General features: G+C 41.4%; 11 protein-coding genes. 8 read left to right on the top strand and 3 right to left on the bottom strand.

Annotated features, from left to right (window positions below):
• Positions 1-33 precede the first annotated feature (33 nt).
• From RDV52_RS09855 to RDV52_RS09845, 3 genes are read right to left on the bottom strand one after another with little or no spacing between them, the layout of a single operon-like run.
• Positions 34-1,293 (bottom strand): hemolysin family protein, encoded by a 1,260-nt coding sequence (locus tag RDV52_RS09855; protein ID WP_023924777.1) that lies wholly within the window; start codon positions 1,291-1,293, stop codon positions 34-36.
• 7 nt (positions 1,294-1,300) lie between these two features.
• On the bottom strand, positions 1,301-1,960 hold the full coding sequence (gene lptC, locus RDV52_RS09850) for an LPS export ABC transporter periplasmic protein LptC (RefSeq protein ID WP_004363940.1): 660 nt from the start codon (positions 1,958-1,960) through the stop codon (positions 1,301-1,303).
• Positions 1,961-1,985: 25 nt separating this feature from the next.
• A complete protein-coding gene (locus RDV52_RS09845) occupies positions 1,986-3,293 on the bottom strand; it encodes a hypothetical protein (protein ID WP_004365737.1) in 1,308 nt (435 codons plus the stop codon).
• A 137-nt stretch (positions 3,294-3,430) separates the two neighbouring features.
• Here RDV52_RS09845 and RDV52_RS09840 point away from each other — a divergent pair, with 137 nt between their 5' ends.
• The 8 genes from RDV52_RS09840 to gmd all read left to right on the top strand — a co-directional run bounded on the left by RDV52_RS09840 (position 3,431) and on the right by gmd (position 13,498).
• Positions 3,431-4,633: a lipoprotein N-acyltransferase Lnb domain-containing protein gene (locus RDV52_RS09840; protein WP_004365739.1), complete on the top strand. Its 1,203-nt coding sequence runs from the start codon at positions 3,431-3,433 to the stop codon at positions 4,631-4,633.
• Positions 4,630-4,992, top strand: coding sequence for a hypothetical protein (locus RDV52_RS09835; protein ID WP_004365740.1), 363 nt, complete (start codon positions 4,630-4,632; stop codon positions 4,990-4,992). Before RDV52_RS09840 ends, RDV52_RS09835 begins: the two co-directional genes overlap by 4 nt.
• 116 nt (positions 4,993-5,108) lie before the next feature.
• Positions 5,109-8,465: a preprotein translocase subunit SecA gene (gene secA / locus RDV52_RS09830; RefSeq protein ID WP_004365742.1), complete on the top strand. Its 3,357-nt coding sequence runs from the start codon at positions 5,109-5,111 to the stop codon at positions 8,463-8,465.
• Between the two features lie 131 nt (positions 8,466-8,596).
• Complete coding sequence (aspS, locus tag RDV52_RS09825; RefSeq protein ID WP_004365744.1) at positions 8,597-10,357, top strand: aspartate--tRNA ligase; 1,761 nt, start codon at positions 8,597-8,599, stop codon at positions 10,355-10,357.
• A 172-nt stretch (positions 10,358-10,529) separates the two neighbouring features.
• Positions 10,530-10,811 (top strand): winged helix-turn-helix domain-containing protein, encoded by a 282-nt coding sequence (locus tag RDV52_RS09820; protein WP_004365746.1) that lies wholly within the window; start codon positions 10,530-10,532, stop codon positions 10,809-10,811.
• A 57-nt stretch (positions 10,812-10,868) separates the two neighbouring features.
• Positions 10,869-11,198: a hypothetical protein gene (locus RDV52_RS09815; RefSeq protein WP_004363954.1), complete on the top strand. Its 330-nt coding sequence runs from the start codon at positions 10,869-10,871 to the stop codon at positions 11,196-11,198.
• A 93-nt stretch (positions 11,199-11,291) separates the two neighbouring features.
• Positions 11,292-12,359 (top strand): mannose-1-phosphate guanylyltransferase, encoded by a 1,068-nt coding sequence (locus RDV52_RS09810; protein WP_004365748.1) that lies wholly within the window; start codon positions 11,292-11,294, stop codon positions 12,357-12,359.
• A gap of 53 nt (positions 12,360-12,412) precedes the next feature.
• Positions 12,413-13,498 carry a GDP-mannose 4,6-dehydratase gene (gene gmd / locus RDV52_RS09805; RefSeq protein ID WP_004363956.1) on the top strand — a complete coding sequence of 362 codons (1,086 nt, stop codon included), beginning with the start codon at positions 12,413-12,415 and terminating at the stop codon, positions 13,496-13,498.
• Positions 13,499-13,772 lie beyond the last annotated feature (274 nt).

Here is a 13,772-nt window from a genome sequence, read left to right as displayed (position 1 = left end):
ATAATTAAGATAATAAATTCCTAAGAAAATGTGCTAATCGCAAACTTTTAGTTTCACAAGTTCTATTTTTGTCATTGTATTCTTGATAATTTTAAATTCGTATTTTCCTATCTTTATTAGTTCGTTTAATTTTGGAAAACTTTGATACTCATGTAGAATGAATCCACTAATCGTCATATATTCATCACTCTCTGGCAAATCTAAATTGAGCATATCGTTTACCTTTTCTATCTCTAAACGAGCAGATAGAATATATTCATTGTCTGCGATTTTCTTTGCAATGTACTTCGCATTGTCATGCTCGTCTTCTATATCGCCAAATATTTCTTCAACAATGTCTTCTAAGGAAACAATACCACTTGTTCCACCGAATTCATCGACAACTATACCTATACTCTTTTTTTGTTGTAGAAACATGTGCATCAATTTTTGAGCAGCCATTGTCTCTGGTACAAAAGGCATCTTTCGTATGTGTTCGCGCCATACTTTTGAATTCTTAAACATTTCGGAGGAATGGATATAACCTTCTATATGGTCTATATTGCCTTTATAAACAACTATCTTTGAATTTCCACTTTCAATAAATTTTTGCTGTAGTTCTTCAGTAGAACATGTTATGTCGACTGCTTGTATTTCTGTACGAGGAATCATACAGTCCTTTACCTTGGTATCGGTAAATTCCAATGCATTCTGGAAAATCTTAACCTCTTCTTCTATTTTCCCGTCATCTTCGGCATCATCAATCGAACTTTGGAGCAGATAATCCAAATCAACTTTTGTAAAAGTGCTATCACTTTTCGCTTCATCAATTTTTACTCCTATTAACTTTAACATGACGCGTGATATAAAAATAGACAAACGACTGATAGGCCATAAGGTTATAAAAAATATGTATGCAAGTGGAGCAAAAAAAGACAATAACGTATTAGGGTTGCTTTTAAATAAGACTTTCGGAATAAACTCTCCAGTAAACACTACTATAATTGTAGACGTAATTGTGTTTAAAATAACTTGTGTAACAGGAGAAAAGGAAGCAAATAAAGTCGCATTAAAGATGTTGGCGAATAATATTCCATATAAAACTAAGACAATATTATTGCCCACCAACATTGTTGAGACAAAACCATTAGGATTGCGATAAAATATTTGTAGGCACTTTTGTGCAATTCCATTCTTTTCTTTGTCCATTTCTATCAGCATTCTATTACTTGAAACAAAGGCAATCTCCATTCCAGAAAAGAATGCTGAGAGTATCAAAGATACGAAAATTCCTATTATTAAACTAATATCCAATGTCTTCTTATCGATTTATTATTGTTGTATGTAATCTTTGATGATTTATTGTATCAATTGGTGCTGATGGCATAGTCATCGTTCCATTATTATTTGGTGCGAATTCTCGATCGTTGAAAATCCCCCAACCTTTAGTTTGACGAATCTCATAAGCAGTCATTTGTTCATCGCTCTTAAACCAATCTCCCTCCAAAGCTTTATCTGGAGTCTTTATACGCGAATATTTGTGCGACCATATTTCATGATTTCGCTCATCCCAAAATAATTCATTACTATAAAATTCTACATCTTTTGCAGTAACAATTTGTACATGTCCATGAAGCTCCCAGCGACGTTCCTTGTCATAATAAATGGCAGTATCGCATTGTAAGAATCCTTGTACATGTTTTTTTAGGTCAAATTGTGTTAGTAATATCCCTTTATTGAATATCCAACGTGATGGATGTTTTACCTCATTAACTTCCCATTCTTCTGCTATAATGCGATATTTAATAATCCCAGAATCAGATATCAATGTATTTACACCATATGTTATCATAATCGGAACAGAGTCTCGATCGTAAATAGCAGGAGCAGAATTAGTACGTTTTTTATCGCACGAGGCCCAAAAAGATATGATACATGAAGCAATTATCACATAAAAGATGAAAAGCTTGCTTTGTTTCATAGTTTAAGTATAATGAAATATTGCATTACCGTACTTTAAATTTAGCAAACCAACGTTCGTTGAAAGTAAGACCTACATTGATACGAAACATATTTTCTTTTATCAAACCTGTGGCATTTCTGTTTGTCCATTCTACACCGATATTGAGCAAACTTCTGTGATTATAGTTATTTACGATAGGAATGCCCAGTCCAATGCTTGCAGATATTTCTTTTGGCCCATCTTGTTTGTTTATCATTATATATGGTGTAGAATAGCTTACACCTGCACGGTAGTGCAACTGGCTGAAGAAATTGCGGTAGCGTTCGCCTTTGCAGTATTCTCCACCTAATGTCAGTTTCTGCATATCTTTAAGTTGTCCGCCCACAAGCGCGTAGCTTGCTTTATCATTGACAACGTTGAACTGTGGCATTTTAATATCTGCCCACTTCTGCAACTGATAGTCTAATCCCAGCTTCAGTTGGTTGTTGTGGTTCCACATCAAGCCTACACCGAAAACGTGAGGCAGGCTTAAAGCGTCTTTTATTGCATAGCTTGTTGTATCGTTCACAGCAGTCTGCGAGTTCTTGGATATAATGTTGCACACTGCGTCAGAGTTTAGCTTGTGTCCTAAAAAATAAGTCAAGCCCAAGGTAATGGCATTCTTTTTGGAAAGTTTCTGCGTATATTGCAAGCCGAAATCAACTTTATAGCTCTTAACTTCGTATGTATAGGTTTTCGACAGTGTGTTTATATACGAATCGCTGTAACTGTTTACGACTGTACGCTCCAAGTCTCCCCAAAGGTAAGCAACGTTCGCACCGATTGCAAGTCCTTTCAATGGTTCCCAACCGAGACCGAAATAAACCTGTCTTACACCACCTGTTCCTGTGAAAGTATTAGAATATGTAGGCTCTGGCAATGATGGATTGGGGGTGGGGTTTACATTGCTGCGGCTTGTATAGCTGTATCCTACATTTGTATAAGGCATCAAACCGAAACTGACTCCTACGTGCTTAAAAGCCCGAAAGGCGGCGTTAATATACTCTATATTACCATTGTTGGCATTCTTCTTATGTCCATTCTCCTCAAAGTGGGTTATTTGCAAACTTACACCTGTATCGAATATAAATGAAAGCGAATCTAAAGCTGAATATGAAGCTGGGTTTTGGAAGTTTATTTGGTTGTGTTCGTGGAAACCGTATGCCAATCCGTTCATACTACGATTGAAGCTTGTAGACTGCGGAGACAATGTTCCTAATCCAAATTGACTGTATGGAGAATTAGTGCCGCTCTGAGCCATTGCCGCAATTGACAAGGCTACGCAGAGGACTGCTGTGAGTATCTTCTTCATTTGTTAGTAATTTCAAAAAATATAGACAGTGCAAAGTTATTAAAAAAAAACGATAACATGGAATTTCTATATACTATTTTGATTTTTAATAAGGTTTCTTTGCGGTATCACTGTTTTTCATTACCTTTGCCAAACAAATGAAAAAGGTCGTCCGATATATACTTGTCTGCATTTTGCTATCAGTTTTGCCACTGGCTGCAAAATCAGAGCCATTGACCTATTCAGACTCTGTTGAAATATCTCTCTTAACTTGTACACCTGGTAAAGAGGCGTGGGCACAATACGGACACACCGCTATACGCTATAAAGATGTTGCAAATGGTAACGACTTTGTTATTAATTATGGTGTATTTTCGTTTGAACAACCTTACTTTATTCCTCGTTTTGTACTGGGATTGACTGATTATTGCATTGGCATATCTACAACCGAAGAGATGCTTTTCATATATTCACACGAGGGTAGGGGCATTATTGAACAGGTCTTGAACCTCACCAAGGAGGAAAAATATAAAATTTATCTCGCTTTAAAGCGGAACTTACTTCCCGAGAATGTTGTGTATAGATACAATTTCTTTTACGACAATTGCACTACAAGGACACAACACATGCTTCTTGACCATTTAAACGGTAATACCAAATCTATCTCTGACAATACAAAATCACTACCTTCGTTTCGTGAAATGATACACGAATGGAATAAAAACGATGCTTGGACACAGTTTGGCGAAGATATATTATTAGGTGTAACTGCCGATTTGCCCGTTAAAACAGAAGAGCAGAAACTGTTTCTGCCCGATAACCTGCGCAAATACATCGAAGGTGCAATACACAACGGACAGCCTTTGGTGAAGCAAACATCGGTTCTCTTACAGCCCAGTAAGCGTTCAGAAGAGGCAAGTACCTTCATTTCGCCCTTTCAAGTTGCAATTGCGTTTGCCATTCTTGCTATTTCCATATTGCTCATAGAGTATAAAAAGAAAATAGCCTTATGGGGTTGGGACATTCTGCTGATGGCGGTTTCAGGCATTATAGGGCTTCTCCTTTTTGTTATGATATTCTCTTACCACCCTTCTGTAAGCCTGAATATGATAATATTCTTGTTTAATCCGTTGGCTTTATTCCTTATTCCTTCGGTTGTCAAGAGTATCAGACGCAAGCAGAAACATTGGTGGTGGACGGCTTGGGAAGTATCAATCATAATTGGATTTATCGGTAGCTTTTTCCAAAAAATTCCTGTTCCAATATTAATTGTGGCACTATTCTTGCTATTTAATTGTGTCTTCCATCAATGGTTGATTAAGAATGTCTATACGGCAACGATAGAAAACAAGGCAAAATGATGAATAAATACATCACCGCACTGCTCGTAGTGTTGGCAACAACAGGCGTAGAAGCACAGACATATCAGTCTGCGCTAAAGGCGGCAATGGACAATGCTACTTTAGAAGAGTTTTGCAATCATCTTAATATAAAAGGTGTGGAAACTGACATATTGTCGGTTATCGAAGCCTGCAAGAATATTTCAAAGGAAGAAGAAAACAAACCTGCAGCCACACGCCTTGCTCTTTCCGACCGATATAAGGCTGTACACAATGTACGACAATTAGAGAATCTCAGAAAAACAATATCAAACTATTTGCCGAATCCCTCGGTCAATTCTGCAATATTAATACGTGCGCCGAGTCGTTTTATCTCATAGACACGCTTCGATAAGCGTATTGAATTGCGAGAAAATAAAACAATATTCACATAGTGGACTTGTAACAAATTAAACGAATGACAAACAAGCACGTCCACTGAAATACAGACATTAAAATGAACTTCACAAAATTAATGAAGTCTCTCTTTGGAGACAAATCAACACGCGATATGAAACTCATTCAACCGTATGTTGATAAAATCAAGGCTGCCTACCCAGCCATCAAGGAACTTAGCAACGACGACCTGCGTGCTAAAACCAAGGAAATCCAACAATATGTTCAAGACGCTGGAAAGCAGCAGCGCGAGGAGATAGCAAAGCTCCGTGAGAGAATCGAAGATACACCAATCGACGAGCGCGAGGATATTTTCAACAAGATAGACAAACTCGAAAAGGAAGCATTGGACAACTACGAAAAGGCATTGGACGAAGTTATGCCTATTGCTTTCTCTATCGTGAAAGACACAGCTCGTCGCTTTACAGAGAACGAAGAAACCATTGTTACGGCAAACGACTTCGACCGTGAGCTTGCAGCCGACCCACGAAAAGATTTCATAACCATTGACGGCGACAAAGCAATCTACCACAACCACTGGACAGCAGGCGGTAACGACCTCAAGTGGGAAATGGTTCACTACGACGTTCAGCTTTTCGGCGGTACGGTACTCCACCAAGGTAAGATTGCCGAAATGGCAACAGGTGAAGGTAAGACCCTCGTGGCTACCTTGCCAGTCTTCCTCAACGCTTTGACAGGAAATGGTGTTCACGTGGTAACGGTGAACGATTACCTTGCCAAACGCGACTCTGAATGGATGGGACCATTGTACGAATTTAACGGTTTGTCGGTCGATTGCATCGACAAGCATCAGCCTAATTCTCCAGAACGTCGCCGCGCTTACCAAGCCGACATTACTTTCGGTACAAACAACGAGTTCGGTTTCGACTACCTGCGTGATAACATGGCAGTATCACCTGCCGACCTCGTGCAGCGCAAGCACAACTATGCCATCGTCGATGAGGTAGACTCTGTGTTGATAGACGATGCCCGTACACCTCTTATTATTAGTGGTCCTGTACCGAAAGGCGACGATCAGATGTTTGAAGAATACCAGCCATTGGTTCAGAAACTCTTCGAAGTTCAGCGCAAGCAGGCTACCGAACTACTTGCAGAAGCACGCACCAAACTTTCGAGTGCAGCAAATTGCAAGGACGAGAAGGAACGTCAGGCAATGCTCGAAGAAGGTTTCTTGGCACTTTACCGCTCACATAAGGCTCTGCCAAAAAACAAAGCACTCATCAAGTTCCTTTCAGAAGAAGGTATTAAGTCGGGAATGCTGAAGACGGAAGAGTTCTATATGGCAAACAACAACCGTGAAATGCCAAAGGCGGTAGAGCCGCTTTACTTCGTTACCGAAGAGAAAATGAACTCTTGCGACCTTACCGATAAGGGGGCGGCGTGGTTGGCTAAAGAGGTAAACGACGATAAACTTTTCGTGCTCCCTGATATTACAACAGAACTTTCGCAACTCGAAAAAGAGAAAGAAGATAAGGCTATAGATGAGCAAACTTATCTTGACAGGAAAGATAACCTGATGAATAACTATGGTGTTCAGAGCGAACGTGTCCATACGTTGCAGCAGTTGCTTAAGGCTTATACCATGTTCAATAAGGACGATGAATACGTTGTAATCGATGGCGAAGTGAAAATCGTAGACGAACAAACGGGTCGTATAATGGAAGGTCGTCGCTGGAGCGATGGATTACACCAAGCTGTGGAAGCCAAGGAACACGTAAAGGTGGAAGCTGCTACACAGACTTTTGCCACTATTACATTGCAGAACTACTTCCGTATGTACCACAAGTTGGCGGGTATGACGGGTACTGCTTCTACCGAGGCAGGCGAATTTTGGGACATCTACAAGCTCGATGTTGTCGAAATCCCTACCAACCGTCCTATCCAACGTAAGGATATGGAAGACCGTGTCTATAAAACGGCTCGTGAAAAGTATGCTGCCGTAATCGATGAGATAGAGGAAATGCGCAACAGCGGACGCCCTTGCTTGGTCGGTACAACCTCTGTGGAAATCAGTGAGTTGCTCAGCAAGATGCTCAGCATGCGCAAAATTCCGCACCAGGTGCTGAATGCCAAGCAGCATTTGAAGGAAGCGCAGATTGTTGCCGAAGCCGGACGCTCTACCAATGGGCTCGGTGCCGTTACCATTGCTACCAATATGGCGGGTCGTGGTACCGACATCAAGCTCACGCAGGAAGTGAAAGATGCCGGCGGTTTGGCAATTATTGGTACCGAACGCCACGAAAGCCGCCGTGTAGACCGCCAGTTGCGTGGTCGTGCAGGACGTCAGGGCGACCCTGGTTCCTCTGTTTTCTACGTTTCGTTGGAAGACAAGCTGATGCGTCTTTTCGGTTCCGAACGTATCGCAAAGGTTATGGACAGACTCGGTTTCGAGGAAGGCGAACGTATCGAAAGCTCAATGATTTCGAACAGTATCGAGCGTGCGCAGAAGAAGGTGGAGGAGAACAACTTCGGTATTCGTAAGCGTTTGCTGGAATACGACGACGTTATGAACAAGCAACGTACCGTAATTTACGAGAAACGTCGCCACGCCTTGATGGGCGAACGCATTGGTATGGATATTTCAAACATTATCTGGGACCGCTGTGTAAGCATCGTTGAGAACAACGACTACGAAGGTTGCAAGGAAGAATTCCTCAAAGTATTGGCAATGGAATGTCCATTCACCGAAGCCGAATTTGAGAATACAGGCAAGGAAGAACTGGAAGAACGTGCTTTTCAGGCTGCCATCGAGAACTTCGAACGCAAGACAGAACGCATTCAAACCGTGGCATGGCCTATCATTAAGCAGGTTTACGAGAACCAAGGTGCTATGTACGAGCGCATTATGGTGCCAATTACCGACGGCAAGCGTGTCTACAATATCCCTTGTAACTTGAAGGAAGCCTACGACACGGAAGCTAAATCGGTGGTTCGCCAGTTCGAGAAAGTCATTCTCCTGCATCTCATCGACGACGACTGGAAGGAGAACTTGCGTCAGCTTGACGAACTGCGCCACTCCGTGCAGAATGCTTCATACGAGCAGAAAGACCCATTGCTCATTTTCAAACTTGAGAGTGTGAAGCTTTGGGACAATATGATTAACGATATGAACAACCGCACAGCAAGCGTTCTGATGCGTGGACAAATTCCTGAAATGCAGCCTGCCGATGAAATTCAGGAGGCTGCTCCGGAACAGCGAAGCCAGCGTTACGACGAGAAGAAGGACGATTTGATTGACCAAAATCAGCAGGCTGCAGCTCGCCAAGACACTCGTGAGACAGCACAACAGCAGCGTCGTACTCCCTATACGGCAGAGAAGATGCCACGCCCAAACGACCCGTGTCCTTGTGGTAGCGGAAAGAAATTCAAGAATTGCCACGGGCGCAATTTAAGATAAGCTGTAGAACATTATAAAACAAAACGAATATGGGGCAAATAAAAAGGCAGAAATTTTCCTCTTGCCGTTTAGTCTGCTTTCAGTAAAAGTTTGTATCTTTGCAAAAATAAACAATAAAAAAGAAAGAAAATATGTATCGGACTAAGACTTGTGGTGAACTTCGCCTGACAGATGCTGGTAAGGAAGTGGTGCTTGCGGGTTGGGTTCAGCGCTCACGCAAAATGGGAGGTATGACCTTCGTGGACTTACGCGACCGTTATGGTATTACACAGCTTGTATTTAACGAAGCCGAAGATGCCGGTCTTTGCGATGAAGCTAACAAATTGGGACGCGAATATTGTATTCGCGTGAAAGGTATTGTAAGCGAGCGTCAAAGTAAGAATAACAAGATAGCAACAGGCGATATAGAGATTATCGCTAAGGAACTGACGGTGCTGAGCAGCTCGCTCACTCCTCCATTTACAATAGAAGACAATACTGACGGTGGCGACGACCTCCGAATGAAATATAGATACTTGGATTTGCGACGCCCTGCGGTGCGCAGCAACTTGGAGTTGCGCCACAGAATGACTATCCTTATCCGTAACTTCCTCGATAAATTAAACTTTATTGAAGTGGAAACACCTATATTGATAGGTTCTACTCCGGAGGGTGCACGCGACTTTGTGGTGCCTTCTCGTATGAATCCAGGGCAGTTTTACGCACTTCCGCAAAGTCCGCAGACACTGAAACAGCTGTTGATGATAGCTGGTTTCGACCGCTATTTCCAGATTGCAAAGTGTTTCCGTGACGAAGACTTGCGTGCCGACCGTCAGCCAGAGTTTACCCAAATAGACTGCGAAATGTCGTATGTAGACCAAGAAGACGTGCTTCAGGTGTTTGAAGATATGGCTCGCTATCTGTTCAAGGAGATTAGAGGAGTGGAACTTCCTGCTAAATTGGAACAGATGACGTGGCACGATGCAATGAAGCGTTATGGGTCTGATAAGCCTGATGTGCGTTTCGGAATGGAGTTTGTAGAACTTATGGACGATCTGAAGGGTACGAGCGACTTCTCTGTATTCAACGAAGCGAACTATATTGGAGGTATCGTGGTGCCCAATTGCGCTGATTATAGCCGCAAGCAGCTGAACGAACTTACCGATTTCGTGAAGCGTCCGCAAGTAGGCGCAAAGGGTTTGGTTTACATCAAGTACGACGAGAACAGTGAGGCGAAGAGTTCTGTCGATAAGTTCTTTACACAAGAGCAGTTGCAAAAGGTGAAGGAAACAACGGGAGCAAACAATGGCGACCTTGTTTTGATACTTTCAGGCGACAATGCCAATAAAACAAGAGTTCAGCTGTGCTCACTTCGTTTAGAGATGGGAAGCCGTTTAGGATTGCGTGATAAGAATGTTTTCAAGTGCTTGTGGATTGTAGATTTCCCACTCTTTGAGTGGAGCGACGAGGAACAACGCCTTATGGCTACCCACCACCCATTCACTATGCCAAACCCAGACGACTTGCATTTGCTCGACGAACACCCAGAGCAAGTAAGGGCGTTGGCTTACGACTTTGTATGCAATGGCATCGAAGTCGGTGGCGGTTCTATTCGTATTCACGATACAGAATTGCAGGAAAGAATGTTTGAAGTGCTTGGATTTACGAAGCAACAGGCAGAAGAGCAGTTCGGTTTCTTGATGAATGCTTTCCGCTATGGTGCTCCTCCTCACGCAGGTATTGCGTTCGGACTCGACCGATACGTAAGTATTATGGCAGGACTCGATACAATCCGCGATGTAATAGCGTTCCCGAAGAACAATAGCGGACGCGATGTCATGCTTGATGCACCATCGGTTATTGCACCGAAACAGCTCGATGAATTGCAGATAAAGTTAGACTTGAAAGAGTAATATGTGTTGATGTAAATCAATAAAATTCAACTCTTGTGTCGTTGTAGCTTTGAAGTTGTTAGTTTTTTATCAATAAATTAGTTTCATTGAGATATTTAACGTATATTTGCAGCAAGTAATAGCAGTTTGTTATTATCTACTTCAATAGTATTTAAATAAGTGATGAATAATTATGGTAGAAAAGAAAGAAGTTGCTAAAGCGGCAACCAAACGGACAACAACAAAGAAAACCTGTGCAAAGAAAGCTACGGTAAAGGTAGACTTGAGCTCAGAAAATGTAGGTTTTAAAGCTGGCGATGTGTACAATACACTTGCAGCGGAGAACAAAGGACTTACTGTTTCTGAAATTGCAAAGGCTGCAAAAATCACCGTTGAAGAAACTTATCTGGGTATAGGTTGGCTTCTAAAGGAAGGAAAAATAAATAGCGAAGACGATAAAATAGTCTTGGCTTAATAAGGAAAACGAAATTAAGTGGGGGAGTCTGTATTTATGGTATAGACTCCTTTTTTTATGCGATACGAGAAAGATATATTGCTGTTGTTGATAGAAGCTGGCGAGAAAGGATTGTCAGTTGGTAAGATTTCGCGCCATATATTCAATACACACAATTCGTTCTTTCTGGCTTTAGATGTTGAAGAAGTGCATCAGGAAGTGCAGCAATGCCTTGTAAAGATGAGCAGGCGCACAGATTCTATGTTGGGAAAAGTAAAAAAGGGTGTTTATTGCATTAATACTGAAAACCAACAAGTTAAACAATTGAGGTTAAAGTTCTTGAACGAACAGAATGAAACAAAGGAGGTTAGCCCTCAAGCAGACCTAAGTTTGAATTTGTTCGAGTAAGGTAGAAAGATAAATACAAAACTTGTCTTTTCAAATATTTATTTGTATATTTGCACTTGTTCTATTTATAAATAAGCTAAGCCTAAAAAAGTTATGATACATACAAACAATCATCTTGTTATAATGGCAGGAGGAGTTGGAAGTCGTTTCTGGCCTATGAGTACAGTAGACAAACCAAAGCAATTTATCGATGTACTGGGTGTTGGCAGGTCATTAATGCAACTTACTTACGATAGATTGAAAGGTATTACGAAGCCAGAGAATGTCTGGGTAGTAACAAATGCGAGATATTGCGAATTGGTTCACGAACAATTACCTGAAATTCCAGTCAGCAACATTCTAAGCGAACCTTGTAGAAGAAATACGGCACCTTGCATTGCATACGTTAGTTGGCGTATAAAGAAATCCGATCCAAAAGCAAATATCATCGTAACTCCAAGCGACCATATCGTTACCAATCAGGAAGAGTTCCGCCGAGTTGTAACAAATTGCCTGAAGTTTACTTCGGAGAGCGATGCAATTGTTACACTTGGAATGAAACCTTCCCGACCAGAGACAGGATATGGATATATACAAGCTGACCTGACTGTGCCTTCAGTACGCAATAAAGAAATATTCCGTGTTGATCAGTTTAAAGAGAAACCTGATATTGAAACTGCGAAAAAGTATATCAGTATGAATAATTTCTTTTGGAATGCCGGAATTTTCATTTGGAATGTATCTACAATTGTAAATGCATTTCGAATATATCAACCTGGTATTGCGCGTATTTTCACACAACTCTCTGAAGTATTAGGCACTCCAGAAGAACAACTGTACATAGATAAGGTTTACCCCGAGTGTGAAAGTATATCAGTAGACTATGCCATAATGGAGAAAGCTGAAGAAATATTTGTGTGCCCAGCTGATTTCGGTTGGAGCGATCTTGGCACATGGGGAGCATTATATCTACAAACACAACACGACCTCTATGGTAATGCTGTTATAGGAACGAACATACAAATGTACGATAGTAAAAACTGTATTGTGCATGCTACTGATGCAAAGAAAGTAGTAGTTCAAGGTCTTGATGGTTATATTGTAACCGAAAAAGATGGAATGTTGCTTATTTGCAGACTTTCTGAAGAACAAAGAATAAAGCAGTTTTCAGAGAACAACTGATACAAGATTAAGTTTTTAAGTTACTTATTTGTAAAATTAGGGAAGAAGAACAGATGAAAAGGAATATAGCATTAATAACAGGGATTACGGGTCAGGACGGAAGCTACCTGGCTGAATTTCTGATTGAAAAGGGTTATGAAGTACACGGACTGTTGCGCCGTAGTTCTTCTTTTAATACGGGACGCATTGAGCATTTGTATTTAGACGAATGGGTTCGCGACATGAAGAAAGAACGTTTGATTAATCTGCATTGGGCAGATATGACCGATTCGTCTTCTTTAATCCGTATCATTGGTGAAGTAAAGCCTACCGAAATCTACAACCTTGCAGCACAAAGCCACGTTAAAGTCAGCTTTGATGTACCCGAATATACAGCTGATACCGATGCGGTAGGTGTACTCCGACTCTTGGAAGCCGTACGTATCTGTGGCTTGGAGAAGGTTTGTAAGATTTATCAAGCATCAACTTCAGAACTGTTTGGTAAAGTACAGGAAGTGCCACAGAAGGAAACAACACCTTTCTATCCACGTTCTCCATACGCTGTTGCAAAGCTCTATGGCTACTGGATAATGAAAAACTATCGCGAATCGTACGGAATGTACTGCTGCAACGGTATTCTCTTCAATCACGAAAGTGAACGCCGTGGCGAGAACTTCGTTACTCGTAAAATAACCTTAGCAGCTTCTCGCATTGCTCAAGGTATGCAGGATAAGCTTTATCTTGGTAATCTTGGTGCGCAACGCGACTGGGGATACGCTAAGGATTATGTTGAATGTATGTGGCTAATCCTGCAGCAAGACGAACCAGACGACTTCGTTATCGCTACCGGAGAGATGTACACGGTGCGTGCTTTCTGTACGGCTGCGTTTAAGGAAGTTGGTATAGAACTTGAATGGAAGGGCGAAGGCATTGAGGAAAAGGGTTACAACAAGGCTACGGGAAAGGCTCTTGTAGAGGTGGATCCCAAGTATTTCCGTCCTGCTGAAGTAGAACAACTGCTTGGCGACCCTACAAAAGCAAAGACGAAGTTGGGTTGGAACCCTCGCAAAACTACCTTTGAACAGTTGGTTAAGATAATGGTTGAACACGATATGAAGTTCGTTAAGAAGCTGTATCTAAAGGCACAGATGCCCGAATAGACAGAAAACAGACGATAAAAAGATATTAGGTGGTTTTCGTTTCTTAATGGGAACCACCTATTATTAACGTAAGTTCGGCACAAGAAAGCAGGTTGAGCAGGCAAACCTTGCAGGTATTTCTTAGCAAGGCCCTAACTGAAATAGTGAGAGCTTTTTGGTTTAATCTTGTAAAGATAATTCTGTTAAAAAGTGAAAACTGCGCTTTGGCATTGCGAAAGTGGCTCTTTTGCGTTGCAAAACCTACGCTTTTACCGTGCAAAACAGCCGCTTTTGA

The organism is Prevotella nigrescens, from assembly GCF_031191185.1.
GTDB lineage: Bacteria > Bacteroidota > Bacteroidia > Bacteroidales > Bacteroidaceae > Prevotella > Prevotella nigrescens.
The sequence above is the reverse complement of the archived record's forward strand: the minus strand, read 5'-3'. Positions and strand labels throughout refer to the sequence as shown.